At 65.5% G+C, this 22,814-nt stretch carries 33 protein-coding genes and 4 tRNA genes; 8 read left to right on the top strand and 29 right to left on the bottom strand.

Features of this window, described 5'->3' with window-relative positions:
* Nucleotides 1-90: 90 nt before the first annotated feature.
* The 4 genes from CGR01S_RS15920 to CGR01S_RS15905 all read right to left on the bottom strand — a co-directional run bounded on the left by CGR01S_RS15920 (nt 91) and on the right by CGR01S_RS15905 (nt 578).
* Nucleotides 91-165 (bottom strand) — tRNA-Thr (locus CGR01S_RS15920).
* A 50-nt stretch (nt 166-215) separates the two neighbouring features.
* Nucleotides 216-289 (bottom strand) — tRNA-Gly (locus tag CGR01S_RS15915).
* 53 nt (nt 290-342) lie between these two features.
* Nucleotides 343-428, bottom strand: a tRNA-Tyr gene (locus CGR01S_RS15910).
* Between the two features lie 74 nt (nt 429-502).
* A tRNA-Arg gene (locus CGR01S_RS15905) sits at nt 503-578 on the bottom strand.
* 141 nt (nt 579-719) lie between these two features.
* Here CGR01S_RS15905 and CGR01S_RS15900 point away from each other — a divergent pair.
* Nucleotides 720-1,229 carry a c-type cytochrome gene (locus CGR01S_RS15900; RefSeq protein ID WP_042429623.1) on the top strand — a complete coding sequence of 170 codons (510 nt, stop codon included), beginning with the start codon at nt 720-722 and terminating at the stop codon, nt 1,227-1,229.
* Here the strand turns inward: CGR01S_RS15900 and CGR01S_RS15895 are convergent.
* The 10 genes from CGR01S_RS15895 to CGR01S_RS15850 form a co-directional block, all read right to left on the bottom strand.
* Entirely contained in the window at nt 1,195-1,749 is a 555-nt protein-coding gene (locus tag CGR01S_RS15895; protein ID WP_042429621.1) for a DUF2946 family protein, read from the bottom strand. The two genes, CGR01S_RS15900 and CGR01S_RS15895, sit on opposite strands and share 35 nt — an antisense overlap.
* Before the next feature lie 140 nt (nt 1,750-1,889).
* Nucleotides 1,890-2,306, bottom strand: coding sequence for a F0F1 ATP synthase subunit epsilon (locus tag CGR01S_RS15890; protein ID WP_042429617.1), 417 nt, complete (start codon nt 2,304-2,306; stop codon nt 1,890-1,892).
* Nucleotides 2,307-2,378: 72 nt separating this feature from the next.
* Entirely contained in the window at nt 2,379-3,785 is a 1,407-nt protein-coding gene (gene atpD / locus CGR01S_RS15885; RefSeq protein WP_042429615.1) for a F0F1 ATP synthase subunit beta, read from the bottom strand.
* Nucleotides 3,786-3,803: 18 nt separating this feature from the next.
* Complete coding sequence (gene atpG / locus CGR01S_RS15880) at nt 3,804-4,670, bottom strand: F0F1 ATP synthase subunit gamma (protein ID WP_042429612.1); 867 nt, start codon at nt 4,668-4,670, stop codon at nt 3,804-3,806.
* Nucleotides 4,671-4,688: 18 nt separating this feature from the next.
* The gene (gene atpA, locus CGR01S_RS15875) at nt 4,689-6,248 is read right to left on the bottom strand and encodes a F0F1 ATP synthase subunit alpha (RefSeq protein ID WP_042429610.1); all 1,560 of its coding nucleotides are present in this window, start codon (nt 6,246-6,248) and stop codon (nt 4,689-4,691) included.
* A gap of 43 nt (nt 6,249-6,291) precedes the next feature.
* Nucleotides 6,292-6,834 (bottom strand): F0F1 ATP synthase subunit delta, encoded by a 543-nt coding sequence (locus CGR01S_RS15870; RefSeq protein WP_042429607.1) that lies wholly within the window; start codon nt 6,832-6,834, stop codon nt 6,292-6,294.
* A gap of 11 nt (nt 6,835-6,845) precedes the next feature.
* Nucleotides 6,846-7,316 carry a F0F1 ATP synthase subunit B gene (locus CGR01S_RS15865; protein WP_042429604.1) on the bottom strand — a complete coding sequence of 157 codons (471 nt, stop codon included), beginning with the start codon at nt 7,314-7,316 and terminating at the stop codon, nt 6,846-6,848.
* A 37-nt stretch (nt 7,317-7,353) separates the two neighbouring features.
* A complete protein-coding gene (gene atpE / locus CGR01S_RS15860; RefSeq protein WP_042429601.1) occupies nt 7,354-7,602 on the bottom strand; it encodes a F0F1 ATP synthase subunit C in 249 nt (82 codons plus the stop codon).
* A 54-nt stretch (nt 7,603-7,656) separates the two neighbouring features.
* Complete coding sequence (atpB, locus tag CGR01S_RS15855; protein ID WP_042429599.1) at nt 7,657-8,520, bottom strand: F0F1 ATP synthase subunit A; 864 nt, start codon at nt 8,518-8,520, stop codon at nt 7,657-7,659.
* A 23-nt stretch (nt 8,521-8,543) separates the two neighbouring features.
* Nucleotides 8,544-9,011, bottom strand: a complete 468-nt coding sequence (locus tag CGR01S_RS15850; protein ID WP_042429595.1) for an ATP synthase subunit I — start codon at nt 9,009-9,011, stop codon at nt 8,544-8,546.
* Between the two features lie 247 nt (nt 9,012-9,258).
* Between CGR01S_RS15850 and CGR01S_RS15845 the strand changes: the two genes are divergently transcribed.
* Genes CGR01S_RS15845 through CGR01S_RS15825 form a run of 5 tightly spaced genes read left to right on the top strand, consistent with a single transcriptional unit; the run spans nt 9,259 to nt 12,861 of the window.
* Nucleotides 9,259-9,555, top strand: coding sequence for a YbeD family protein (locus CGR01S_RS15845; protein ID WP_042429592.1), 297 nt, complete (start codon nt 9,259-9,261; stop codon nt 9,553-9,555).
* A 13-nt stretch (nt 9,556-9,568) separates the two neighbouring features.
* Nucleotides 9,569-10,258 (top strand): lipoyl(octanoyl) transferase LipB, encoded by a 690-nt coding sequence (gene lipB / locus CGR01S_RS15840; RefSeq protein ID WP_042429589.1) that lies wholly within the window; start codon nt 9,569-9,571, stop codon nt 10,256-10,258.
* Nucleotides 10,259-10,266: 8 nt separating this feature from the next.
* Nucleotides 10,267-11,247: a lipoyl synthase gene (gene lipA, locus CGR01S_RS15835; protein ID WP_042429585.1), complete on the top strand. Its 981-nt coding sequence runs from the start codon at nt 10,267-10,269 to the stop codon at nt 11,245-11,247.
* A 24-nt stretch (nt 11,248-11,271) separates the two neighbouring features.
* Entirely contained in the window at nt 11,272-12,018 is a 747-nt protein-coding gene (locus tag CGR01S_RS15830; protein ID WP_042429582.1) for an AraC family transcriptional regulator, read from the top strand.
* Between the two features lie 9 nt (nt 12,019-12,027).
* Complete coding sequence (locus tag CGR01S_RS15825) at nt 12,028-12,861, top strand: DMT family transporter (RefSeq protein WP_042429579.1); 834 nt, start codon at nt 12,028-12,030, stop codon at nt 12,859-12,861.
* Nucleotides 12,862-12,908: 47 nt separating this feature from the next.
* On the opposite strand, the gene ptsP is transcribed toward CGR01S_RS15825, so the two are convergent.
* From ptsP to CGR01S_RS15810, 3 genes are read right to left on the bottom strand one after another with little or no spacing between them, the layout of a single operon-like run.
* Nucleotides 12,909-14,669, bottom strand: a complete 1,761-nt coding sequence (gene ptsP / locus CGR01S_RS15820) for a phosphoenolpyruvate--protein phosphotransferase (protein WP_042429575.1) — start codon at nt 14,667-14,669, stop codon at nt 12,909-12,911.
* Nucleotides 14,670-14,706: 37 nt separating this feature from the next.
* Nucleotides 14,707-14,976, bottom strand: a complete 270-nt coding sequence (locus CGR01S_RS15815) for an HPr family phosphocarrier protein (protein WP_042429572.1) — start codon at nt 14,974-14,976, stop codon at nt 14,707-14,709.
* The gene (locus tag CGR01S_RS15810; protein WP_042429632.1) at nt 14,945-15,409 is read right to left on the bottom strand and encodes a PTS sugar transporter subunit IIA; all 465 of its coding nucleotides are present in this window, start codon (nt 15,407-15,409) and stop codon (nt 14,945-14,947) included. Before CGR01S_RS15810 ends, CGR01S_RS15815 begins: the two co-directional genes overlap by 32 nt.
* Nucleotides 15,410-15,555: 146 nt before the next feature.
* Between CGR01S_RS15810 and CGR01S_RS15805 the strand changes: the two genes are divergently transcribed.
* Both CGR01S_RS15805 and CGR01S_RS15800 read left to right on the top strand, forming a co-directional pair.
* Nucleotides 15,556-16,116, top strand: a complete 561-nt coding sequence (locus CGR01S_RS15805; protein WP_084690755.1) for a TlpA disulfide reductase family protein — start codon at nt 15,556-15,558, stop codon at nt 16,114-16,116.
* An 81-nt stretch (nt 16,117-16,197) separates the two neighbouring features.
* Complete coding sequence (locus CGR01S_RS15800) at nt 16,198-16,686, top strand: GNAT family N-acetyltransferase (RefSeq protein ID WP_042429569.1); 489 nt, start codon at nt 16,198-16,200, stop codon at nt 16,684-16,686.
* Between the two features lie 90 nt (nt 16,687-16,776).
* Here the strand turns inward: CGR01S_RS15800 and CGR01S_RS15795 are convergent, their stop codons facing one another.
* The 12 genes from CGR01S_RS15795 to rpsJ form a co-directional block, all read right to left on the bottom strand.
* The gene (locus CGR01S_RS15795) at nt 16,777-17,289 is read right to left on the bottom strand and encodes a peroxiredoxin (protein ID WP_042429566.1); all 513 of its coding nucleotides are present in this window, start codon (nt 17,287-17,289) and stop codon (nt 16,777-16,779) included.
* A gap of 106 nt (nt 17,290-17,395) precedes the next feature.
* Nucleotides 17,396-17,665, bottom strand: a complete 270-nt coding sequence (gene rpsQ, locus CGR01S_RS15790) for a 30S ribosomal protein S17 (RefSeq protein ID WP_042429564.1) — start codon at nt 17,663-17,665, stop codon at nt 17,396-17,398.
* 9 nt (nt 17,666-17,674) lie between these two features.
* Nucleotides 17,675-17,881, bottom strand: a complete 207-nt coding sequence (rpmC, locus tag CGR01S_RS15785; RefSeq protein ID WP_042429561.1) for a 50S ribosomal protein L29 — start codon at nt 17,879-17,881, stop codon at nt 17,675-17,677.
* Between the two features lie 16 nt (nt 17,882-17,897).
* On the bottom strand, nt 17,898-18,314 hold the full coding sequence (gene rplP / locus CGR01S_RS15780; RefSeq protein WP_042429558.1) for a 50S ribosomal protein L16: 417 nt from the start codon (nt 18,312-18,314) through the stop codon (nt 17,898-17,900).
* A gap of 2 nt (nt 18,315-18,316) precedes the next feature.
* Complete coding sequence (gene rpsC, locus CGR01S_RS15775) at nt 18,317-19,183, bottom strand: 30S ribosomal protein S3 (RefSeq protein ID WP_042429554.1); 867 nt, start codon at nt 19,181-19,183, stop codon at nt 18,317-18,319.
* A 16-nt stretch (nt 19,184-19,199) separates the two neighbouring features.
* A complete protein-coding gene (gene rplV / locus CGR01S_RS15770) occupies nt 19,200-19,532 on the bottom strand; it encodes a 50S ribosomal protein L22 (protein WP_042429551.1) in 333 nt (110 codons plus the stop codon).
* Nucleotides 19,533-19,542: 10 nt separating this feature from the next.
* Entirely contained in the window at nt 19,543-19,818 is a 276-nt protein-coding gene (rpsS, locus tag CGR01S_RS15765; RefSeq protein ID WP_012202333.1) for a 30S ribosomal protein S19, read from the bottom strand.
* 12 nt (nt 19,819-19,830) lie between these two features.
* Entirely contained in the window at nt 19,831-20,655 is an 825-nt protein-coding gene (gene rplB / locus CGR01S_RS15760) for a 50S ribosomal protein L2 (RefSeq protein WP_042429547.1), read from the bottom strand.
* Nucleotides 20,656-20,658: 3 nt separating this feature from the next.
* Nucleotides 20,659-20,973 (bottom strand): 50S ribosomal protein L23, encoded by a 315-nt coding sequence (gene rplW / locus CGR01S_RS15755; protein WP_042429544.1) that lies wholly within the window; start codon nt 20,971-20,973, stop codon nt 20,659-20,661.
* Nucleotides 20,970-21,590 (bottom strand): 50S ribosomal protein L4, encoded by a 621-nt coding sequence (gene rplD / locus CGR01S_RS15750; protein WP_042429541.1) that lies wholly within the window; start codon nt 21,588-21,590, stop codon nt 20,970-20,972. Before rplD ends, rplW begins: the two co-directional genes overlap by 4 nt.
* On the bottom strand, nt 21,590-22,264 hold the full coding sequence (rplC, locus tag CGR01S_RS15745) for a 50S ribosomal protein L3 (RefSeq protein ID WP_042429538.1): 675 nt from the start codon (nt 22,262-22,264) through the stop codon (nt 21,590-21,592). Before rplC ends, rplD begins: the two co-directional genes overlap by 1 nt.
* A 213-nt stretch (nt 22,265-22,477) precedes the next feature.
* Nucleotides 22,478-22,789: a 30S ribosomal protein S10 gene (gene rpsJ / locus CGR01S_RS15740; protein ID WP_042429535.1), complete on the bottom strand. Its 312-nt coding sequence runs from the start codon at nt 22,787-22,789 to the stop codon at nt 22,478-22,480.
* Nucleotides 22,790-22,814: the final 25 nt, after the last annotated feature.

Below are 22,814 nucleotides of genomic sequence, written 5' to 3'. Positions count from 1 at the left end.
TTTCTCTTTTGCCATTTTTCGACTCCGATGAGATCAATAGCCAAACAACAAAACGAGGCACAGTCACCCTCGGCAACCGCACCATGAAGATGGTGCCCATGGCGGGAATCGGACCCGCGACCTCTCCCTTACCAAGGGAGTGCTCTACCACTGAGCCACATGGGCATGCAGACCCCAAAGGACCCACATCAATCTAACAACATTACATGCAAGCCTGGAGCGGGAGACGGGAATCGAACCCGCGTCATCAGCTTGGAAGGCTGGGGTTCTACCATTGAACTACTCCCGCAGCGCTCTCCGCTTGTTGCGCGCCATCGATCACCTCAATAGCTCGCCTGCATGTGGTGGAGGGAGCTGGATTCGAACCAGCGTAGGCGTAAGCCAACAGATTTACAGTCTGCCCCCTTTAGCCACTCGGGCATCCCTCCAGGGAAACCAAAATTATAGCAAAAAAATATCCGCGCCTGCAATAGCCCCACATTTTTGAACGGCACCTGGGCAGTGGCGCGGCTGGCGGGGATCGAACCCACGACCCTTGGCTTCGGAGGCCAATACTCTATCCACTGAGCTACAGCCGCGCGGCGCTCCGGTCCCAAACGACTGGAGCCCGCGATTATGGCACGAACAGCGCCCTCTGCTCGCCAGCCCTGCCCAACGGTCGCTGCGGACTTTCCTATAATTGTCTGATTTACATCAAACACCCGCCCCAGGACCGCTCCATGACTTCCTCGCACACCACGGACTCGACCCACGGCCCCATCCGTACCCCCCTGCAGTTGCTCTATGGAAGCCTGTTGGCCTTCATCGGTCCCATTGCGGTCATCATCGGCCTGGCCAGCTTTGTGGCCAGCGGCAACAAGACTTCGCCGGGCGCGGCCGATCTGGAGCGCTCCGTGGCCCTGCGCATTCAGAAAGTGGGCAGCGTCGAGGTCCGGGACGCCAACCGCCCTCTGCAGTCCGGGGAGCAGGTGTACAAGGCGCAATGTGCCGCCTGCCATGCCAGCGGCGCCGTGGGCGCGCCGAAACTCGGCGACGCCGCTGCGTGGGGTCCGCGCATCAAGACCGGTTTCGATAGCCTGGTGCAGTCCGCGCTCAAGGGCAAAAACGCCATGTCGGCTCAGGGAGGCGGCGCGTTCAGCGACGTGGAAATCGCCCGCGCTGTAGCCTACATGGCCAACCAGGGCGGGGGCCAGTTCACCGAGCCCCCGGCGCCGGCGCCTGCGCAGTAAGCTGCTGCGCCAGCGGGCTCGCGACATAGCCGTAGCGCTGCGGCAGTTCGTGGCTGAGCACCTCGTGCAGGTGCCAGCGCTCCTGGGCCAGGTGCTGTTCCAGCGTGATGGTGTCCAGGCTGTGCACCAGGCCCAGGCCCCGCTCGGTCACCAGATAGGCCTTGCCGGATTCATCCACCAAGCACGCCTGAACGGTCGCAGCAAGGCCGGTGTGGGTTTGCACTCCACCATCCGCCTGCACCCTGAAGATCCAGGGCGTGGCTTCCAGCTCCACGAAAACACGCTGCGGCCCATTCTGGAAATACCAGCAGCCGGCCGGGTCGCATGCGTAGTTGCGACCTATGAAAGCCACTAGCTTGGCGTGCTCCAGGCGGCTGCCCTTGGACTGGGGAAAGCGCCCCTGCTCCTGCACGGCCGCATCCCGGAGGTACCACTGGCCACGCGCATCCAGGCCCAGCCAGCCGTGGCAATCGGGCACATGTGGCCATTTGGCCATGGCCTGAAGTACGAGTTCGTCCATCTGACAATCATCCATGAACTCTTCAGGGTACTGCAAGAGGAGGAGGGCCCCGTGAACGACAAAGCCCGCCACGGCGCACCGGGGCGGGCTTGAAGAGAGAACCTGTACGCGCCCCCTTGCCGGGGCCACGCGCAGCCGCGTCAGCGCTTCTCGCGGTACTTGCGCAAAGCCGCCAGCTGAGCGGCCATGATGGCAAGCTCCGATTGGGCGCGCGCCAAATCGACTTCGCTCTTGGCGTTCTTCAGCGCCTCTTCGGCGGCAAGCTTGGCCTCATGGGCCTTCTGGTCATCAAGGTCCTTGCCCCGGATGGCGGTATCCGACAGCACGGTAACGCAATCGGGCTGGACCTCCAGAATGCCGCCAGCCACGAAGACGAATTCTTCGCCACCGTCGGCCATTTCGATCCGCACCGAACCCGGTTTGATACGGGTGATCAATGGCGTGTGCTTGGGCAGGATGCCCAATTCACCCGCTTCGCCCGGCAAGGCGACAAAGCGCGCCTCGCCGGAGAAGATGGATTCCTCGGCACTGACCACATCGACGTGGATGGTGTTCATCTTTGCTCCTAGAAAAAGGGAATGGCAAGCCTGGACGGGCAAGGGCCGGCCCGGGGGCCGGCCTGCATGTCATCAGGCCACCTTCTTCGCCTTTTCGAAGGCTTCGTCGATGGTGCCGACCATGTAAAAGGCCTGCTCGGGCAGGTGGTCGCACTCGCCGGCCACGATCATCTTGAAGCCGCGAATGGTCTCGGCCAGGGGCACGTATTTGCCGGGCGAACCGGTGAACACTTCGGCCACGTGGAAGGGCTGCGACAGGAAACGCTGGATCTTGCGCGCGCGGGCCACCGTGAGCTTGTCCTCGGGCGCCAGTTCGTCCATGCCCAGAATGGCGATGATGTCACGCAGCTCCTTGTAGCGCTGCAGCGTACCCTGCACCTGGCGTGCCACGTTGTAGTGCTCCTCGCCGACCACGTGCGGGTCGAGCTGGCGGCTGGTGGAGTCCAGCGGATCGACGGCAGGGTAGATACCCAGGGCGGCGATGTCACGCGACAGCACCACCGTCGAGTCCAAGTGGGCGAAGGTGGTCGCGGGCGACGGGTCGGTCAAGTCGTCGGCCGGCACGTACACGGCCTGGATCGAGGTGATCGAACCGACCTTGGTCGAGGTGATGCGCTCTTGCAGACGCCCCATTTCCTCGGCCAGCGTGGGCTGGTAGCCCACGGCGGAGGGCATGCGGCCCAGCAGAGCAGACACTTCGGTACCTGCCAGCGTATAGCGGTAGATGTTGTCCACGAAGAACAGCACGTCACGGCCTTCGTCGCGGAAGGACTCGGCGATGGTCAGGCCGGTCAGGGCCACGCGCAGACGGTTGCCCGGAGGCTCGTTCATCTGGCCGTAGACCATGGCCACCTTGGACTGGCTCAGGTCTTCCTGCACCACGACCTTGGAGTCGGACATCTCGTGGTAGAAGTCGTTGCCCTCGCGGGTACGCTCGCCCACGCCGGCGAACACGGACAGACCCGAGTGCGCCTTGGCGATGTTGTTGATGAGCTCCATCATGTTCACGGTCTTGCCCACGCCGGCGCCACCGAACAGGCCCACCTTGCCGCCCTTGGCAAACGGGCACACCAGGTCGATCACCTTGATGCCGGTTTCCAGCAGTTCCTGCGACGGCGAGAGCTCGTCATAGGCCGGGGCCTTGCGGTGGATGGAGGCGGTGAGCTCCTGGCTCACGGGGCCGCGCTCGTCGATGGGGTTGCCCAGCACGTCCATGATGCGGCCCAGGGTGGCCTTGCCCACGGGCACGGTAATGGGGTTGCCGGTGTTGGTCACCATCAGGCCGCGCTTCAAGCCGTCCGACGACCCCAGGGCGATGGTACGCACGATGCCGTCGCCGAGCTGCTGCTGCACTTCCAGCGTCAGGGCCGAGCCTTCGAGCTTGAGGGCGTCGTAGACCTTGGGCATCTGGTCGCGCGGGAACTCCACGTCCACCACGGCGCCGATACATTGAACAATCTTGCCTTGCACTTGAGCCATTTGATTTGCTCCAGAAATTTAAACTGCCGCAGCACCCGCGACGATCTCCGAAAGTTCTTTCGTGATCGCCGCCTGGCGCGTCTTGTTGTAGACCAGCTTGAGCTCGTTGATGACGTTGCCCGCGTTGTCGGTGGCGGCCTTCATGGCCACCATGCGCGCCGATTGCTCCGAAGCCATGTTTTCCGCCACGGCCTGGTAGATCAGCGACTCGACATAACGCACCAGCAGTTCGTCAATCACGCTCTGCGCATCGGGCTCATAGATGTAGTCCCAACCGTGCCCGGTCTTCTCGGCCTGCATCTGCTCGGAGGACAGGGGCAGCAGCCGCTCCACCACCGATTCCTGCTTCATGGTGTTGATGAACTTGGTGTAGCTCAGGTACACCGCGTTGATCTTGCCTTCCGCATAGGCATCGAGCAGCACCTTGACGGGGCCGATGAGCCTGTCGAGGTGCGGCGTATCGCCCAAAGCCGTGGCATGGGCCACGACCTTGGCGCCGATGCGGTTGAGGAAACCCAGGCCCTTGTTGCCGATGGCAACGGCCTGCGTGTCGACACCAGCAGCCTGCAGTTCGCGCAACTTGCTCGTGACTGCACGCAGTACGTTGGTGTTCATGCCGCCGCACAACCCCTTGTCGGTCGTCACCACGATGATGCCGGCCGCCTTGGCGTCGTTCAGCTTCATGAAGGGATGGACGTACTCGGGGTTGGCCTCGCCGAGATGGGCCGCGATATTGCGAACCTTCTCGGCATACGGGCGAGCGGCGCGCATGCGATCCTGCGCTTTGCGCATTTTGGACGCGGCCACCATTTCCATGGCCTTGGTGATCTTCTTGGTGTTTTCCACCGATTTGATCTTGCCGCGTATTTCCTTGCCTGCTGCCATGTTGCTTCCTCGTCCGGATTAGGCGAACGACTTCTTGAAGGCCGTGATGGCTTGCGTCAGCTCGGCCTCGTCCTTGCCTTCCTTGTCGAAGGCGCGGTTCTGCTCCAGGCGCTGCAGGAGGGCTGCATGGCTGGTCTTGAGGAACTGGTGCAGGCCGGACTCGAACGACAGGATTTTCTTGACGTCCACATCGTCCATGAAGCCCTTGTTCACGGCGAACAGCGTAGCGGCCATCAGGCTGATCGGCAGCGGGCTGTACTGGGGCTGCTTGAGCAGCTCGGTCACACGCGCACCGCGGTCGAGCTGCTTGCGGGTGGCTTCGTCCAGGTCGGAGGCGAACTGCGCGAAGGCCGCCAGTTCACGGTACTGCGCCAGGTCGGTACGGATACCGCCGGACAGGCCCTTGATCAGCTTGGTCTGAGCAGCACCACCCACGCGCGACACCGAGATACCGGCGTTGATGGCGGGACGGATACCGGCGTTGAACAGGCTGGTTTCCAGGAAGATCTGGCCGTCGGTGATCGAGATCACGTTGGTCGGCACGAAGGCGGACACGTCGCCGGCCTGGGTTTCGATCACGGGCAGGGCCGTCAGCGAACCCGTCTTGCCCTTGACCTCGCCCTTGGTGAAGGCTTCGACGTAGTCGGCGTTCACGCGGGCGGCACGCTCGAGCAGGCGGCTGTGGAGATAGAACACGTCGCCGGGGAAGGCTTCGCGGCCCGGCGGGCGGCGCAGCAGCAGCGAGACCTGGCGGTAGGCCACGGCCTGCTTGGACAGGTCGTCGTACACGATCAGGGCGTCCTGGCCGCGGTCGCGGAAGTACTCGCCCATGGTGCAACCGGAGTAGGCCGACACATACTGCATGGCGGCAGACTCGGAGGCCGAGGCCGCCACGACGATGGTGTATTCCATGGCGCCGGCCTGCTCCAGGGCGCGCACCACGTTCTTGATCGACGAGGCCTTCTGGCCGATGGCGACGTAGATACACGTCACGCCCTGGCCCTTCTGGTTGATGATGGCGTCGATGGCCACGGCGGTCTTGCCGGTCTGGCGGTCGCCGATGATCAGCTCGCGCTGGCCGCGGCCGATAGGCACCATGGAGTCGATGGACTTCAGGCCGGTCTGCAGCGGCTGGTCCACGGACTGGCGCGCGATCACGCCGGGAGCGACCTTCTCGATCACGTCCGTCATCTTGGCGTTGATCGGGCCCTTGCCGTCAATGGGCTGACCCAGGGCGTTGACCACGCGGCCGACCAGCTCGGGACCCACGGGCACTTCCAGAATGCGGCCCGTGCACTTGACGGTGTCGCCCTCGGAGATGTGCTCGTACTCGCCCAGAATCACCGCGCCCACGGAGTCGCGCTCCAGGTTCAGCGCCAGGCCAAAGCTCGGCTGGCCATCGCTGCCGGCCGGGAACTCCAGCATTTCGCCCTGCATCACGTCCGACAGGCCATGGATGCGCACGATACCGTCGGTCACGGACACCACGGTGCCCTGGTTGCGGATGTCGCTGCTGGCTGCCAGCCCTTCGATGCGGCTCTTGATCAGTTCAGAAATTTCTGCGGGATTGAGTTGCATGACTCTTTCCTTCTTTCTTTAATTAGCCGAGACCTCCAGCCGCTCAGGCCGTGAGGGCCGCTTTCATTTGTTCCAGACGGGCCTTGACGGAAGTGTCGAGCACCTCGTCGCCCACCACCACGCGGACCCCGCCGATCAGCGCGGGATCGAGCTGCACGGACAGATTGAGCTTGCGGCCGAAGCGCTTCTCCAGCACGGCGGCAAGCTCCGCCAGGGCGGGGGCCTCCAGTGCAAAGGCGCTGTGGACGACGGCGTCCGAGGAGCCGTTGCGGTTGTTGACCAGGACCCGGAACTGGGCCGCCACCTCAGGCAGTGCCGCCAGACGTCCGTTGTCGATCACGGTGCGCAGGAAATTGCGCGCCGCATCGGGCAGGGACGAGCGCACCACACCGGCGACGAGGTCGAACACCTGATCGTCGGAGACCTTGGGGCTGTCGGCCAGTTGGCGCACCTGGGGATGGGCCGCTACCAATGCCAGTTCGTCGAGCCAGGCTGCGCAGGCAGCGAGGTCCGTCCCGGCCTTGGCCACGCAGGCCTTGAACAGGGCTTCGGCATAGGGGCGGGCAATGGTGGCGAGTTCTGCCATTTCCGTCCCCTTTACAGCTCGGTCTTCAGGCGATTGAGCAGATCGGCATGGACGGCAGCATTGACCTCCTTGCGAAGAATCTGCTCTGCGCCCTTGACGGCCAGCGCAGCCACCTGCTCGCGCAGGGCTTCGCGGGCCTGGACTGCCTGCTGGTTGGCCTCGGCGCGGGCGGCGGCAACGATCTTGTTGGCCTCCTCGGTCGCGCGGGCCTTGGCCTCTTCGATGATGGCCTGTGCGCGGCGATCGGCATCGGCCAGGCGCGAGGCCGTCTCGTTGCGCGCCTGCGACAACTCCTTCTCGACGCGCTGGTTGGCAGCGCTGAGTTCGGATTTGGCACGATCGGCGGCAGCGAGGCCATCGGCGATTTTCTGGGCTCGCTCATCCAGCGCCTTCGCGATCGGGGGCCACACGAATTTCATCGTGAACCACACCAGGATCAGGAAGACGATGGCCTGAACGAACAGGGTCGCGTTGATACTCACGGCAACACCTTTCTATGGGTTGGTGGGCGTGCGTGGATTACTTCAGGACGAAGGGGTTGGCGAAGGCGAACAGCAGGGCGATGGCCACACCGATCAGGAAGGCAGCATCGATCAGACCGGCCAAGATGAACATCTTGGTCTGCAGCTCGTTGATGAGCTCGGGCTGGCGAGCGGAAGATTCCAGGAACTTGCCGCCCATCAGAGCGATACCGATCGAAGCGCCAATGGCGCCGAGACCCACGATCAGACCGCAAGCCAGAGCAACGAGACCGAGAATGTTTTCCATGATGACTCCTAGTGATGAAAAGAAAGGTTGGAAAGGAAAGGGAAAGGGAAAGGGTCAGTGGGCTTCATGCGCCTGGCCGAGGTAAATCAGCGCGAGCATCATGAAAATGAAGGCCTGCAGGGTGATGATCAGGATGTGGAAGATCGCCCAGATAGAGCCCGCAATGATGTGCCCCAGAGGGAGCAACACACCAGAGAGCGACATGGCAGCCGCGCCGCCCATCAGGGCGATCAGCATGAACACCAACTCACCAGCGTACATGTTGCCAAACAGTCGCATGCCGTGCGACACCGTCTTGGCAAGGTATTCGATCATCTGCATGGCGAAGTTCACCACACCCAGGATGGCAGCAAACAGCGGGTTCTTGCTGGTGCCGAAGGGGGCCGTGAACAGCTCGTGGATCCAGCCGCCCAGCCCCTTGATCTTGACGCTGTAGTAGAAGCACAGCAGCAGCACGGCAGACGACAGGCCCAGGGTGGTGGACAGGTCGGCCGTGGGAACGACGCGCAGATAGGCATGGTGATCGCCCGTCGCCCCCTGCCACAGCACGGGCAGCAGATCGACCGGCAGCATGTCCATGGCGTTCATCAGAAAGATCCAGACGAACACGGTGAGCGCCAGGGGCGCGATGAACTTGCGGCTCTCGGCATTGTGGATATTGGCCTTGGCCTGGTTGTCCACCATTTCGACCAGGATCTCCACCGCCGCCTGGAAGCGCCCCGGGACGCCGGCGCTGGCCTTGCGCGCCGCAGACCAGAAGATCAGCAGCATGATGACGCCGAGCGCCACGCTGACCGCGACGGAATCGATGTTGACCACCGAAAAATCGACGATGAAACCCTGTTTGACGTTCTGCAGGTGCTGCAAGTGGTGAACGATGTATTCACTGGCAGTCGGGGCATTCGCTTCTGCGGCCATCGGTCTACTCTTCTCTCAAAAAGTCAGTCGGTTTTTCCAACACCGGGCCGCGCCAGCAGCGCCACCCAGTACGTTTTCATCGTCACGATCATGCCCGCCAGCAGCGCCAGCCAGCTGAGCTGCGGCACCAGCCGGGGCGCCGCCGCCAGCATGGCGACGGTCAGCATGATCTTGACCAACTCCCACCCGAAGAACCCAACCATGGCCGCACCGGCAGCATGCCTTTGGCGCGCCATGCCGCGCGCGAACACCGCCGCCGGAAGCACGACCGCCAGGGCACCGTAACCTGCAGACCAGGCCACCGGCCACGCACCAGACACCCCCCAGGCCAGCAGCGCCACGAGCACCCCCGCAAGGGCCTGTACCGCCACCAGGCGCCACACCGACGGTGTCGGGTGCCGCCTGCGCCAGTCCCTCGCCTCTTCGGCGGTCAGGGGCTTGAAGTCAGGTTCTTCAGCCTCAGCTTCTGTTTCTGGAGCGATGTTTCGCATGGCTCGCACCTCCAGTCATGGGCTGAAACTTACACAAAGCCCTTGATTATAAGTAAAAACCCGGGCAGTTCAGCAATGCTATCTGACGCCATGCGGCAATGCAGCGCGCGGGGACCTGCAGGATGTGGTGCGGCGCCAACGCAGACGAACCACCACCGGCGCGCGCGCCCGCCACCCGGTTCATAGCCCAATCGGCCGTTTTGGCATAATGGGTCAGCGTCAGCAGCTATCAAATCAAGAGCAAATCATGGCACTTTCTCCTTTGGGTCCGGCGCCTGGCAGCCGCCAGGACAGCCTCATCGAATACCCCTCCCTGTTCCCGATCAAGGTCATGGGCGTGCGCGCCGAGGGCTTCGTGGCAGCCATGGCGGCGGTGGCGCGGCAGTTCGACCCGGTGTTCGACGAGACCTGCATCGAGCTGCGCGAGAGCCGCGGCGGCAACTACCTGAGCGTGACGCTGACGGTCACGGCGACCAGCCGCGGCCAGCTCGACGGCCTGTACGGCGCGCTCACGGCGCACCCCATGGTCAAGGTCGTGCTCTGACGGACCGCGCGCCATGGACATCCGCCACCTCGGCACCGTGCCCTATCTTCCGACCTACGAGGCCATGCGCGCCTTCACCCAGGAGCGCACGGCGCAGACGCCCGACGCGCTCTGGCTGTGCGAGCACCCGCCCGTGTTCACGCTGGGCCTGTCGGGCACGCAGGCGCACGTGCTGGCCCCGAGGGACATCGCCGTCGTCCCCACCAACCGCGGCGGGCAGGTGACCTACCACGGCCCCGGGCAGGTGGTGGCCTACCCGCTCATCGACCTGCAGCGCGCAGGCTACTACGTCAAGGAATACGTCTACCGCATCGAGGAAGCGGTGATCCGCACGCTGGCGCAGTTCGGCATCACCGGGCACCGGGTGGCCGCAGCGCCGGGGATTTATGTGCGCCTGGACGACCCGCACAGCCACGCCGCGCTGCCGCAGCGCCCGCGCAAGGGCGCGCCGGGCCCGGGGGTGGCGCCCGACTTCACCGGCCTGGGCAAGATCGCCGCGCTGGGCATCAAGGTGAGCCGCCACTGCACCTACCACGGCGTGGCACTCAACGTGGCCATGGACCTGGAACCCTACTCGCGCATCAACCCTTGCGGCTACGCTGGCTTGCAGACCATCGACCTTTCTACAATCGGGGTCCACACCACTTGGGAAGAGGTGGCTGGCGTCCTGGGCAAACAGCTCACGGTCCGGCTGGCCCCCTGAATACCGCCATGAGCACCTCCGACGTCGTGCGCGAAGCGCAATCCACCGCCGAATACAACCCCCTGGCCAAGCACAAGGCCGCCTCCAAGCTCTCACGCATTCCGATCAAGGTCGAACAGGCCGAGGTGCTGAAGAAGCCCGAGTGGATCCGCGTGAAGGCCGGCTCGCCCAATACGCGCTACTACGAGATCAAGAAGATCCTGCGCGAAAACCACCTGCACACGGTGTGCGAGGAAGCCTCCTGCCCGAACATCGGCGAGTGCTTCGGCCACGGCACGGCGACCTTCATGATCATGGGCGACAAGTGCACGCGCCGCTGCCCCTTCTGCGACGTGGGCCACGGCCGGCCCGACGCGCTGGACCAGAACGAGCCCCTGAAGCTGGCGCAGACGATTGCGCAGATGCGCCTGAAGTACGCCGTCATCACCAGCGTGGACCGCGACGACCTGCGCGACGGCGGGGCCGGCCATTTTGCCGAGTGCATCCGCCAGATCCGCGCGCTCTCGCCCAGCACCAAGATCGAGATCCTCACGCCCGACTTCCGCGGCCGCGACGACAAGGCGCTGGCCATCCTGCAGGCCGACCCGCCCGATGTGATGAACCACAACCTGGAGACCGCGCCGCGCCTGTACAAGGAAGCGCGCCCCGGCTCCGACTACCAGTTCTCGCTCAACCTGCTGAAGAAGTTCAAGGAACAGAACCCCGGCGTGCCGACCAAGAGCGGCATCATGGTGGGCCTGGGCGAGACGGACGAGGAAGTGCTGCAGGTGCTGCGCGACATGCGCGCGCACGGCATCGACATGCTGACCATCGGCCAGTACCTGGCGCCCAGCAGCAGCCACCTGCCCGTGCGCCGCTACGTGCACCCCGACACCTTCAAGATGTACGAGAAGGCCGCCTACGAGATGGGCTTCTCGCACGCTGCCGTGGGCGCCCTGGTGCGCTCGAGCTACCACGCCGACCGCCAGGCCCAGTCGGCCGGCGTCTGAGGCGCTGCGGGGCGCAGGCCGGACATGGACACGCTTTCCGTGCGGCGCTATGGCGCAGCGCCGGGCAGCCACAGCCATGCGCATTTCCAGATCCTGTGGGGGCTGTCGGGCACGCTGGAGCTGGAGATCGACGGGCGCGGCATGCGCCTGGCCTGCGGGGCCGGCTGCGTGATCGCGCCGGGCGCACTCCATGACTTTGCCTCGGCCCAGGGCAGCGAATGCCTGGTGCTCGACAGCTGCGACCCCCACTGGGCCCGCTGCCTGGGCCCGGAGCCTGCGGCCGCCTCTGCCCCGGCGCTGCCGCTGGTGCGCTACCTGGCCGCCGCGCTGCAGCAGGGCAGCCCCCTGGCGCAGCAGCACGGCCCGGCACTGCTGCTGGAGTCCTGGCTCATGGGCAGCGCGCATGCCGCGCCCGGCGCGGGGCGCCGCCGGGCGATCGACTGGAACGCCCTGCGCACCTGGGTCGCCGCCCACTGGCACCGCCCCCTGGGGGTGGCCGACCTGGCGCAGCGCGCGCACCTGAGCCCGGCCCAGTTCGCCGAGCGCTGCCGCCACGAACAAGGCCTGCCGCCCATGGCCTGGCTGCGCAGCCTGCGGCTGGAGCAGGCGCAATGGCTGCGCGGCCAGGGCGTTCCCGTGGCCGAGGCCGCGCGCCGCACGGGCTACCGCTCGCCCTCGGCACTGACGGCGGCGCTGCGCCGCGCCGCTGCGCCCGCCAGTCCCGCGTTGCGCGACGATGGACCCGCGCCGCGCGGCCCGGCCGGCCGTTAAGCTGCGCGCATGCAAGCCAACCTGTACGCGCTGGGCGCCATCGCCCTGTGGGCCTCGCTCGCTTCGCTGGGCGTGTCCCTGACCCATATTCCGCCGTTTCTGCTCACCGGCATCGCCCTGGTCATCGGCAGCGTGCCGGCCTGGCCCCTGGTGCTGCGCGATCCGTCGCAGTGGCGCATTCCGCTGCGCACCCTGGCGCTGGGGGTATACGGGCTGTTCGCCTACCACTTCCTGCTGTTCATCGCGCTGCGCCACGCGCCGCCCGTGGAGGCCAATCTGGTCAACTACCTGTGGCCGCTGTTCATCGTGGTGCTCGCCCCCGTGGTGCTGCCCGGCGTGGCGCTGCGCCTGCCGCATGTGCTCGCGGCGCTGCTGGGCTTTGGCGGCGCGGCGGTGGCCATCACCGGCGGGCGCGAGCTCAGCGCCAGCCTGTCCTGGGGCTACCTGGCGGCGGGCGCGGCGGCGTTCATCTGGGCCACCTACTCGCTGCTGACCAAGCGCGTGGCAACCTTTCCCACCACGGCCATCGGCCTGTTCGGGCTGGTCTCGGGCCTGCTCTCGCTGCTGTGCCACGTGCTGCTGGAGCCCGCCGCCAGCCTGCAGGGCCGGGACTGGGCGCTGCTGGCCGTGCTGGGCCTGGGGCCGCTGGGGGCCTCGTTCTACCTGTGGGACAAGGCCCTCAAGCTGGGCGATGCGCGCCACATCGGCATCCTGAGCTACCTCACGCCGCTGGCCTCGACCAGCCTGCTGGTGCTGGTGAGCGGGCGCGCCTTCAGCGCCAGCCTGGCGCTGGCCACGGCCATGATCATCGGCGCGGCCGTACTGGGCATGCGGGCACGCTGAATTTGAATGGAATCGGCCTCCAGCGCTTATCCAACAAGCGCTACCAGCTATTGATTTAATAGCGATTCGGCACTGGGTGCAAGGTCGGCATCGACCAGCGCGTGCGCCCAGCCGGCGAGCTTGCGCGTGTCCGCGCGCAGCACCTCCTGCTTGACGGCGAGGATCTGCGCCGGGTGCATGGAGAAGCTGCGCAGGCCCAGGCCCAGCAGCAGGCGCGTCATGCCCACCTCGCCCGCCGTCTCGCCACACACGGAAACGCTCTTGCCCTGCGCCCGCCCGGCGGCGATCACGTCGGCCACCAGGCGCAGCACCGCGGGGTGCATGGGGTCGTAGAGGTGGGAGACGGCCTCGTCGGCCCGGTCTATGGCCAGGGTGTACTGGATCAGGTCGTTGGTGCCGATGGAGAGGAAGTCGAAGTGGCGCAGGAAGTAGCGCACCATGAGCGCGGCGGCGGGCACCTCGATCATCGCGCCCAGCGCGGCGGGTGCGTGCACGGCGCCGCGCGCGTCGAGCTCGGCCTGCGCCAGGCGCACCTGTGCCAGGGTTTGCTCGACCTCGGCCGGGTGCGCCAGCATGGGGAACATGATGTTCACCTTGCCATGCGTCGCCGCACGCAGCAGCGCGCGCAGCTGGGTGCGGAACATGCCCGGGTCGGCCAGGCTCCAGCGGATGGCGCGCAGGCCCAGGGCGGGGTTGAGCGAGGTGCCCTTGTGGCCCTTGTCCAGCGGCTTGTCGGCGCCGATGTCTATGGTGCGGATGGTGATGGGCAGGCCCTGCATGCCCTCGACGGCCTCGCGGTAGGCGCGGTACTGCTCCTCCTCGTCGGGCAGGCTGCCCGCGCGGCCCATGAACAGGAATTCGGTGCGGAACAGGCCCACGCCCACGGCGCCCGCGGCGACGGCGGCGGCTGCGTCCTGGGGCATTTCGATGTTCGCCAGCAGTTGCACGCGCTCGCCGTCGAGCGTGACCGCGGGCGTGTGGCGCAGGCGCGTGAGGCGCTCGCGCTCGAGCTCGATCTGGCGCTGGCGGTAGCCGTATTCGGCGAGGATGATGGGCGAAGGATCGACGATGACCACGCCCGCGTCGCCGTCGATGATGATCCAGTCGTCCTGGCGCACGAGCTGGCTGCCGCTGCGCGCGCCGACCACGGCCGGGATGTCCATGCTGCGCGCGACGATGGCGGTGTGCGAGGTCTTGCCGCCCACGTCGGTCACGAAACCGGCGAACACGCTTTTCTTGAACTGCAGCAGGTCGGCGGGCGAGAGGTCCTGCGCCACGAGCACCAGCGGCACGTCCATGGTGTCGTCGAGCATCAGGTCCTGCTGCGTGCGCCGCCGCGGGCTGTGCGGCTGGGCGACGGGGTGCACCATGCCCTTCATGTGCCGCAGGATGCGCTCGACCACCTGCTCCAGGTCGGCCTTGCGCTCGCGCAGGTAGTCGTCCTCCATCTCGTCGAACTGGCGCGAGATGACTTCGAGCTGCGTGGTGAGCGCCCACTCGGCGTTGTAGAGGCGTTCCGTGATCCAGTGCTTGACGCCGCTGGTGAGCATTTCGTCCTGCAGCAGCATCAGGTGCACGTCGAGCAGCGCCGTGAGCTCCTGCGGCGCGTCGGCCGGGATGTCCTCCTGCAGGCGCTGCAGCTCGGCGATCACGGCGTTGCGCCCGCTGCGCACGCGCGCGATCTCGCCCTCGACCTGCCCCGGCTCGATGAAGTAATGCGCCACCTCCATGCGGCCGGAGCCCGCAAGCACCGCGCGCCCTATGGATATGCCGCGCGAGACCGCCAGCCCCGCGATCGAGAATGTCATGGCCCTTCTCCTTGCGCGCTGCGGGCGGCCGCCATGGTCACTCGCCTTCGCCGAATTTGTCGCCAATGAGCGCCAGCAGCGCGTCCATGGCCTCGCGCTCCTGCGGGCCCTCGGTCTCGATTTCGACCTCGCTGCCCATGCCTGCGGCCAGCATCATCACGCCCATGATGCTCTTGGCGTTGATGCGCCGCTCGCCGCGGCGCATGAAGACTTCCGCGTCGAAACTGCCTGCCAGCTTGGTCAGCTTGGCCGATGCGCGGGCGTGCAGGCCCAGTTTATTGGTGATGGTCGTCGCCGTCTTGATCATGCGTCTTGTTCTTGGAATGGGGGGCAGGGAGTTCGGCCGGCGCCACCTGCATCACGCCCTGCGTGCCGCCCACCAGGGCGCGCTGCAGCAGGGCGTCGAGCGGCTCGCTGCGGTAGCAGACGCTGCGCAGCAGCATGGGCAGGTTGACGCCGGTCAGCAGGCGCGCCTCGCGCCCGCGCAGCAGGCGCTGCGCGACGTTGCAGGGCGTGGCGCCGAACACATCGGTCAGCACCAGCACCGGCCCGGCATCCGGCGGGCCCAGCAGGCGCTCGGCCTGCGCCAGCGTGTCCTCGGGGGCGGCATCGGCGGGCACGTCGAGCACCAGCAGATGCGCCGCGCCATCGGTGAACACGTGCTGCGCGCAGGCGCGCAGGGCGCTTGCCAAAGGCGCATGGGCGATGAGAAAGATCCGGGTGCTCGTGGAGGCTGCCATCGCCTGCATTATGGCTGCGCGCCGTGCAACGCATGGCGCAGATGCAGGAAACTTGTGTCCCGATACGCACTCGAAACCCGTGCTGGCGCACAATCGCGCCTTGTCCGGCAGCTCCGCACCAGGGTGCTGGCCGGCCTGGAGCCCGCATGACCCCCGAGACCCCCTCCTCTGTTCCCCCCTCCACCGCCGCCGCCCGCCCGGGGCCGGCCGGGCCCGCGCGCTGGCCGCGCCGCCTGGCGCTGGGTGCGCTGTGCGCAGCAGCGCTGCAGTTGGCCGCGTGCAGCCAGTCGGCCGCGCCGACGTCCACGTTCGTGCTGCTCGATGGCTCGCAGCAGACCACGCAGGACCTGCGCGGCAAGGTGGTGCTGGTGAACTTCTGGGCCACGAGCTGCACGACCTGCGTGGCCGAAATGCCCGGGCTGGTGGAGACGCACCAGAAGTTCCACACGCGCGGCTACGACACCCTGGCGGTGGCCATGAGCTACGACCCGCCCAGCTATGTCGTCAACTTCGCCGAAACGCGCAAGCTGCCGTTCAAGGTGGCCATAGACAATACCGGCGCCGTGGCCAAGGCCTGGGGCGATGTGCGCATCACCCCCACGACCTATCTGCTGAACAAGCGCGGGGACATCGTCAAGACCTATGTGGGCGCCCCCGATTTCACGCAGTTGCACCAGCTCATCGAGAAGCTCCTGGCCGAATCCTGAAGGCGCGCGCCGGCCGCAGCCGGCCCTGCCGGCGCGAGGGGGTACACTGCGGGGCCGTATCTTGATCGCCCCCTGCAAGAAGTGGACACCCCCACCATCCAGCTCCTGACGCCCCAGACCCCCGCGCATTGGGACGAAGTGCGCACCCTGTTCGAGGAGTACGCCGCCAGCCTGGGCATAGACCTGTGCTTCCAGAACTTCACCGAGGAGCTCGCCAGCCTGCCGGGCGACTACACGGCGCCGCGCGGCGCCCTGCTCGTGGCGCTGGTCGATGGCGCCTACGCCGGCTGCTGTGCCATGCGCCCGCTGGACAATTGCGACTACCCCAACGCCTGCGAGATGAAGCGGCTCTATGTGCGCAAGGCGTTTCGCGGCTTCGGCCTGGGGCGGCAACTGGCCGAGGGCATCCTGGATGCCGCGCGCATCGCCGGGTACGACAACATCCTGCTCGATACCCTGGATGACATGGAATCGGCCCGCGCGCTCTATGCCGAGCTGGGCTTCGAGGAAATCCCGCCCTACTACCACAACCCCATCGCGGGTGCGCACTACCTCAAGGCCGCGCTGTGAGCCCCCGGCCCGTGTCGGGTCCGGTGAATACAAGAAAAAAGAGCTGCAGCGCCCTGGGGACGGGCGCCAGCAGCTCTTAAATCAGTAGCATCAAGCGGCTTCGCGCACTTGTCCCAGCAGGGTGGCGGCGTCGCTCACCTCGAACTTGCCGGGCGCTTCGACGTTCAGGCGCACGACCTTGCCGTCCTTGACCAGCATGGAATAGCGGTTGCTGCGCAGGCCCAGGCCCTTGCCCGTGAGGTCCAGCGTCAGGCCCGTGGCCTGGGCAAATGCAGCGTCGCCGTCGGCCAGCATGCGCAGCTGGCCCTGCGTCTGCTGCTCGCGCGCCCAGGCGCCCATGACGAAGGCGTCGTTCACCGCCAGGCACCAGATCTCGTCGACGCCCGCGGCGCGCAGCTCGGCCGCCTTCTCCAGGTAACCCGGCACATGCTTGGCCGAGCAGGTGGGCGTGAAGGCCCCCGGCACGGCGAACAGGGCGATGGTCTTGCCGGCCGCGGCGGCGCGCACGTCCACCGGGTTGGGGCCTATGCTGCAGCCGTTGCCCTCGGTTTCCACGTATTCCATGAGGGTGGTGGCAGGCAGCGTATCGCCGATCTGGATCATGAGTTTCTCCTGGTGCGAAGCGCCACCCCGTGTGGCGCCCCAAAAACAAAAACGACCCAGATTGTGGGTCGTTTTTGTTTTTCATGCAGCGCAGGGCTGCTTGGGCTTAGACCAGACCGGCCTTTTGCACCAGGCGCGTTGCCACCCAGTTCTTGGTCTTGGACAGCGGACGGCTCTCCGTGATCTCGATGGTGTCGCCCAGCTTGTACTCACCGTTCTCGTCGTGGGCGTGGTACTTGCTCGACTTGACGACGATCTTGTCGTAAATCGGGTGCTTGACGCTACGTTCGACCAGCACGGTCACGGTCTTGGCGCGCTTGTCGCTCACGACCTTGCCGACCAGGGTGCGCTTGAGGGATTTTTTGGCTTCCGTCATGTTCGCTCCTTAGGCCTTGGCGGTGTTGGCGGCTTGCTTTTCAGCCAGGATGGTCTTGGCGCGGGCGATGTCGCGGCGCGTCGCCTTCAGCGTGGCAGTGTTGCCCAGCTGTTGCGTGGCCTTTTGCATGCGCAGGCCGAAATGGGCCTTTTGCAGCGACTTCACTTCCGCAGCCAGGGCCGCCTCGTCTTTTTGGCGCAGTTCAGCAGCTTTCATCTCTGTTTCTCCTGAATTACTGGCCCACCATGCGCGCGACGAAGGTCGTGCGCAGGGGCAGCTTGGCAGCTGCCAGACGGAACGCCTCGCGAGCGAGTTCTTCGGGCACGCCGAGGATCTCGAACACGACCTTGCCAGGCTGGATTTCGGCCACGTAGAACTCGGGGTTGCCCTTACCGTTACCCATACGCACTTCGGCAGGCTTGGTGGAGATGGGCTTGTCCGGGAACACGCGGATCCAGATACGGCCACCACGCTTGACGTGGCGCGAGATGGCACGGCGCGCGGCCTCGATCTGGCGGGCCGTCAGGCGGCCACGGTCCGTGCACTTGAGACCGAAGTCACCGAAGGCCACCGAGTTGCCCCGGGTGGCGATGCCGGTGTTACGGCCCTTCTGCTCTTTGCGGTATTTGCGGCGAGCGGGTTGCAGCATATTTATTCTCCTTTACCGTCCGCCGCTGGAGCGGGCGCGGTCTTGCGTTCGCGCTTAACGGAATCTGCACCTGCGCCCACGGGCTTGTCGCTGCCGTCGGCAGGTGCGGCGTTGGTACCAACCGGGCGGCGGCCACCGCGGCCAGCGCCTGCGCGCTCGCCCGGACGGCCATCGCGGCGCGGGCCGCGCGGACGGCGCTCTTCTTCAGGGCGCGGCGTCTCGGCAGCAGGCAGGTCGCCGCGGCCCAGGGTATCGCCCTTGTAGACCCACACCTTCACGCCGATCACACCGTAGGTGGTCTTGGCTTCGGAGGTGCCGTAGTCGATGTCGGCGCGCAGGGTGTGCAGGGGCACACGGCCTTCGCGGTACCACTCGGTACGGGCGATTTCGATACCGTTCAGACGGCCCGAGGACATGATCTTGATGCCCTGGGCGCCCAGGCGCATGGCGTTCTGCATGGCGCGCTTCATGGCGCGGCGGAACATGATGCGCTTCTCGAGCTGCTGGGTGATGGAGTCGGCAATCAGCTTGGCATCGATTTCGGGCTTGCGCACTTCCTCGATGTTGACGGCCACAGGCACGCCCAGGCGGGTGGCCAGTTCCTTCTTCAGCGTCTCGATGTCCTCGCCCTTCTTGCCGATCACCACGCCCGGACGTGCCGAGTAGATGGTGATGCGGGCGTTCTTGGCGGGACGCTCGATCAGCACGCGCGAGACGGCGGCGTTCTTGAGCTTGGCCTTGAGGTAGTCGCGCACCTTGACGTCTTCGGCCAGCATGCCGGCGAAGTCACGGTTGCTGGCGTACCAGCGGCTGGCCCAGTTGCGGCTGACCGCCAGGCGGAAGCCGGTAGGATGGATTTTCTGTCCCATAGTCTTCCTCTGGCCTTTATTGACCCACGGTCACGTAGATGTGGCAGGTCGGCTTGCTGATGCGGTTGCCGCGGCCCTTGGCGCGCGCGGTAAAGCGCTTGAGCGTGGCACCCTGCTCGACGTAGATGGTCTTGACCTTCAGTTCGTCGATGTCGGCACCATCGTTGTGCTCGGCGTTGGCAATGGCCGACTCCAGCACCTTCTTGACGATGCCCGCAGCTTTTTTCTGCGTGAACGCCAGGATGTTGAGGGCCTGGTCCACTTTCTTGCCGCGGATCAGGTCGGCGACGAGACGGCCCTTGTCGACCGACAAGCGCACGCCACGGAGAACAGCACGTGTTTCAGACATGTTCTATTCCTTACTTCTTGGCCTTCTTGTCGGCGGGATGACCCTTGAAGGTCCGGGTCAGCGCAAACTCGCCGAGCTTGTGACCGACCATCTGGTCGGTCACGTACACCGGCACGTGCTGCTTGCCGTTGTGCACGGCAATGGTCAGGCCGATGAACTCGGGCAGCACCATGGAGCGGCGCGACCAGGTCTTGACGGGCTTCTTGTCCTTCGTGGCAACGGCCTTCTCGGCCTTGGCCAGCAGGTGGTGGTCCACAAACGGACCCTTTTTCAGAGAACGAGTCATTTGCGGAGGTCCTTATTTCTTGCGACGCGAAACAATCATGTTCTGCGTGCGCTTGTTGTTGCGGGTCCGGTAGCCCTTGGTCAGGTTGCCCCATGGGTCGACCGGATGGCGTCCGCTCTTGCTGCGGCCCTCGCCACCACCCATGGGGTGGTCCACCGGGTTCATGACGATACCGCGCACCGTGGGGCGAATGCCCATGTGGCGCTTCACGCCGGCCTTGCCGATCTGGCGCAGGTTGTGTTCCTCATTGGCCACTTCACCGATGGTGGCGCGGCACTCGATGTGGATCTTGCGCACTTCACCCGAGCGCATGCGCACCTGGGCGTACACGCCTTCGCGTGCCAGCAGCGTGGCCGAAGCACCCGCCGAACGGGCGATCTGCGCACCGGCACCGGGCTTGAGCTCGATGCAGTGGATGGTCGAACCCACGGGGATGTTGCGGATCGGCAGCGTGTTGCCCACGCGGATGGGCGCTTCGGAGCCGCTCACGATGGAGGCGCCCACTTCCAGGTGGCGCGGAGCGATGATGTAGCGGCGCTCACCGTCGGCATAGCACACCAGAGCGATGTGGGCCGTGCGGTTGGGGTCGTACTCGATGCGCTCGACCTTGGCAGGGATGGCATCCTTGTCGCGGCAGAAATCGACCACGCGGTAGTGGTGCTTGTGGCCACCGCCCTTGTGGCGCGTGGTGATGCGGCCGTTGTTGTTGCGGCCTGCCTTCTGGAACTGGGGCTCCAGCAGCGGGGCATAGCCCTCGCCCTTGTGCAGGTGGTCGCGCGTCACCTTCACCGTGCCACGCTGGCCCGGGGTGGTGGGTTTGAGTTTGATCACAGCCATGGTTTACGCAGCCTCCCCGGACAGGTTCAGCTCTTGACCTTCCTTGAGCGTGACATAGGCCTTGCGCACGTTGTCGCGGCGGCCCATGGTCTTGCCAAAGCGCTTGGTCTTGCCTTTGGTGTTCACCACAGAAACGCCCTTCACTTCCACCTTGAACATCAGTTCCACGGCGGCCTTGATTTCGGGCTTGGTAGCGTTCTGCAGCACCTTGAACGTCACAGCATTGGACTTCTCGGCAACCATGGTGGCCTTTTCGGACACGATGGGAGCCACGAGGACCTGCATCAGACGACCTTCGTCAAACTTGAGCGTGCTCATGCGAACATCTCCTTGAGTTGGTCGAGTGCGCCCTTGGTCACGAGCACCTTCTTGAAGTGCACGAGCGAGACGGGGTCGGCATAGCGCGGCTCGACGATGAACACGCCCTTGAGGTTGCGCGACGCGAGGTACAGGTTCTCATCGACCTGATCGGCGATCACCATCACGGACGGCAGGTTCATGGCCTTGAACTTGTCGGCCAGCACCTTGGTCTTGGGCGAATCCACCTTGATGGAGTCCACCACCGCCAGGCGGCCTTCGCGCGCCAGTTGCGACAGGATGGACGCCATGCCGGCGCGGTACATCTTCTTGTTGATCTTCTGCGTGAAGTTTTCTTCCGGCAGGTTCGGGAAGATGCGACCGCCCCCACGCCACAGCGGGGAAGAGGTCATACCGGCGCGGGCGCGGCCGGTGCCCTTCTGCTTGAAGGGTTTCTTGGTCGAGTGCTTGACCTGCTCGCGGTCCTTCTGGGCACGCGTGCCCTGGCGGCCGTTGGCGCGGTAGGCGACCACGACCTGGTGCACCAGGTCTTCGTTGTATTCACGACCAAACACGGTCTCGGGCGCATCCACCTTGGATGCGGCCTGGCCCTGGTCATTCAGGAGTTCGAGCTGCATTAGTTCGCTCCTTTGGAAACTTTGGCCTTGACGGCCGGACGCACGGTCACGAAGCCGCCCTTGGCGCCGGGGATGGCACCCTTGATCAGGAGCAGCTGGCGGGCCTCATCGACACGCACCACGTCGAGGTTTTGCGTGGTGACGGTTTCGTCGCCCATGTGGCCGGTCATGCGCTTGCCCGGGAACACGCGCCCGGGGTCCTGCGCCATACCAATGGAGCCAGGCACGTTGTGCGAACGGCTGTTGCCGTGCGAGGCGCGCTGCGAGCCCATGTTGTGGCGCTTGATGGTGCCGGCATAGCCCTTACCGATCGTCGTGCCCTGCACATCGACCTTCTGGCCAACGGCAAACACATCGGTCACGGGCACCGTGGCGCCCGCGGCGTACTTGCCGGCGGTTTCTGCCGCCACGCGGAATTCACGGATGATTTCACCGGCTTGCACGCCTGCCTTGGCAAGGTGGCCGGCTTCGGGCTTGGTCACGCGCGATGCTTTGCGCGAACCATAGGTGACCTGCAGGGCCACATAGCCATCGTTCTCTTGGGTCTTGACCTGGGTCACGCGGTTGCCGGACACATCCACCACCGTGACGGGCACTGCGTCCCCATCATCAGTGAACAGGCGCATCATGCCCACCTTGCGGCCCAGCAACCCCAGGGAGGTGCTCAGACTCATTGGTTTTCTCCAAAACTTTCACCGCCGCGACTGCAATTGGCCCCGGCGTTGCGCACGCTGTGCGCATGAAAGGCGGTTGATAAAACTCCGCCTGCTGCGCTTGTTCACAAACGCAAAAAGGGCGAAGCCGCAAATTATAACGCGAACCGCTTTTGCAAGCAAGTTCGCGTTACAAGAAGGCCTGGCTGGCAGGGCGCCCGCCAGGCGCATGCATCACTGCAGCTTGATTTCGACGTCCACGCCCGCGGGCAGGTCGAGCTTCATCAGGGCGTCCACCGTCTTGTCGGTGGGGTCCACGATGTCCATCAGACGCTGGTGCGTGCGGATCTCGAGCTGGTCGCGGCTGGTCTTGTTGACGTGCGGCGAGCGCAGGATGTCGAAATGCTTCATGCGCGTGGGCAGCGGGACCGGGCCCTTGACGATGGCGCCGGTGCGCTTGGCGGTTTCGACGATCTCGGCCGCGGACTGGTCGATCAGCTTGTAGTCGAACGCCTTGAGGCGGATACGGATTTTTTGCTTGGACATGGTGTGCCTACCTTGCTATCCGTCG

The sequence above is a fragment of the Comamonas granuli NBRC 101663 genome (assembly GCF_000739995.1).
In the GTDB taxonomy this organism is placed as follows: Bacteria; Pseudomonadota; Gammaproteobacteria; order Burkholderiales; family Burkholderiaceae_C; genus Simplicispira; species Simplicispira granuli.
This window is presented reverse-complemented; position numbering and strand designations above follow the sequence as displayed.

Excerpts from the sequence above, each read along its gene's own strand:
- CGR01S_RS15900 (WP_042429623.1), top strand. The coding sequence starts at position 720 with ATGACTTCCTCGCACACCACGGACTCGACCCACGGCCCCATCCGTACC.
- CGR01S_RS15895 (WP_042429621.1), bottom strand. The coding sequence starts at position 1,749 with ATGGACGAACTCGTACTTCAGGCCATGGCCAAATGGCCACATGTGCCC.
- CGR01S_RS15890 (WP_042429617.1), bottom strand. The coding sequence starts at position 2,306 with ATGAACACCATCCACGTCGATGTGGTCAGTGCCGAGGAATCCATCTTC.
- atpD (WP_042429615.1), bottom strand. The coding sequence starts at position 3,785 with ATGGCTCAAGTGCAAGGCAAGATTGTTCAATGTATCGGCGCCGTGGTG.
- atpG (WP_042429612.1), bottom strand. The coding sequence starts at position 4,670 with ATGGCAGCAGGCAAGGAAATACGCGGCAAGATCAAATCGGTGGAAAAC.
- atpA (WP_042429610.1), bottom strand. The coding sequence starts at position 6,248 with ATGCAACTCAATCCCGCAGAAATTTCTGAACTGATCAAGAGCCGCATC.
- CGR01S_RS15870 (WP_042429607.1), bottom strand. The coding sequence starts at position 6,834 with ATGGCAGAACTCGCCACCATTGCCCGCCCCTATGCCGAAGCCCTGTTC.
- atpE (WP_042429601.1), bottom strand. The coding sequence starts at position 7,602 with ATGGAAAACATTCTCGGTCTCGTTGCTCTGGCTTGCGGTCTGATCGTG.
- atpB (WP_042429599.1), bottom strand. The coding sequence starts at position 8,520 with ATGGCCGCAGAAGCGAATGCCCCGACTGCCAGTGAATACATCGTTCAC.
- CGR01S_RS15850 (WP_042429595.1), bottom strand. The coding sequence starts at position 9,011 with ATGCGAAACATCGCTCCAGAAACAGAAGCTGAGGCTGAAGAACCTGAC.
- CGR01S_RS15845 (WP_042429592.1), top strand. The coding sequence starts at position 9,259 with ATGGCACTTTCTCCTTTGGGTCCGGCGCCTGGCAGCCGCCAGGACAGC.
- lipB (WP_042429589.1), top strand. The coding sequence starts at position 9,569 with ATGGACATCCGCCACCTCGGCACCGTGCCCTATCTTCCGACCTACGAG.
- lipA (WP_042429585.1), top strand. The coding sequence starts at position 10,267 with ATGAGCACCTCCGACGTCGTGCGCGAAGCGCAATCCACCGCCGAATAC.
- CGR01S_RS15830 (WP_042429582.1), top strand. The coding sequence starts at position 11,272 with ATGGACACGCTTTCCGTGCGGCGCTATGGCGCAGCGCCGGGCAGCCAC.
- CGR01S_RS15825 (WP_042429579.1), top strand. The coding sequence starts at position 12,028 with ATGCAAGCCAACCTGTACGCGCTGGGCGCCATCGCCCTGTGGGCCTCG.
- ptsP (WP_042429575.1), bottom strand. The coding sequence starts at position 14,669 with ATGACATTCTCGATCGCGGGGCTGGCGGTCTCGCGCGGCATATCCATA.
- CGR01S_RS15815 (WP_042429572.1), bottom strand. The coding sequence starts at position 14,976 with ATGATCAAGACGGCGACGACCATCACCAATAAACTGGGCCTGCACGCC.
- CGR01S_RS15810 (WP_042429632.1), bottom strand. The coding sequence starts at position 15,409 with ATGGCAGCCTCCACGAGCACCCGGATCTTTCTCATCGCCCATGCGCCT.
- CGR01S_RS15805 (WP_084690755.1), top strand. The coding sequence starts at position 15,556 with ATGACCCCCGAGACCCCCTCCTCTGTTCCCCCCTCCACCGCCGCCGCC.
- CGR01S_RS15795 (WP_042429566.1), bottom strand. The coding sequence starts at position 17,289 with ATGATCCAGATCGGCGATACGCTGCCTGCCACCACCCTCATGGAATAC.
- rpsQ (WP_042429564.1), bottom strand. The coding sequence starts at position 17,665 with ATGACGGAAGCCAAAAAATCCCTCAAGCGCACCCTGGTCGGCAAGGTC.
- rpmC (WP_042429561.1), bottom strand. The coding sequence starts at position 17,881 with ATGAAAGCTGCTGAACTGCGCCAAAAAGACGAGGCGGCCCTGGCTGCG.
- rplP (WP_042429558.1), bottom strand. The coding sequence starts at position 18,314 with ATGCTGCAACCCGCTCGCCGCAAATACCGCAAAGAGCAGAAGGGCCGT.
- rpsC (WP_042429554.1), bottom strand. The coding sequence starts at position 19,183 with ATGGGACAGAAAATCCATCCTACCGGCTTCCGCCTGGCGGTCAGCCGC.
- rplV (WP_042429551.1), bottom strand. The coding sequence starts at position 19,532 with ATGTCTGAAACACGTGCTGTTCTCCGTGGCGTGCGCTTGTCGGTCGAC.
- rpsS (WP_012202333.1), bottom strand. The coding sequence starts at position 19,818 with ATGACTCGTTCTCTGAAAAAGGGTCCGTTTGTGGACCACCACCTGCTG.
- rplB (WP_042429547.1), bottom strand. The coding sequence starts at position 20,655 with ATGGCTGTGATCAAACTCAAACCCACCACCCCGGGCCAGCGTGGCACG.
- rplW (WP_042429544.1), bottom strand. The coding sequence starts at position 20,973 with ATGAGCACGCTCAAGTTTGACGAAGGTCGTCTGATGCAGGTCCTCGTG.
- rplD (WP_042429541.1), bottom strand. The coding sequence starts at position 21,590 with ATGCAGCTCGAACTCCTGAATGACCAGGGCCAGGCCGCATCCAAGGTG.
- rplC (WP_042429538.1), bottom strand. The coding sequence starts at position 22,264 with ATGAGTCTGAGCACCTCCCTGGGGTTGCTGGGCCGCAAGGTGGGCATG.
- rpsJ (WP_042429535.1), bottom strand. The coding sequence starts at position 22,789 with ATGTCCAAGCAAAAAATCCGTATCCGCCTCAAGGCGTTCGACTACAAG.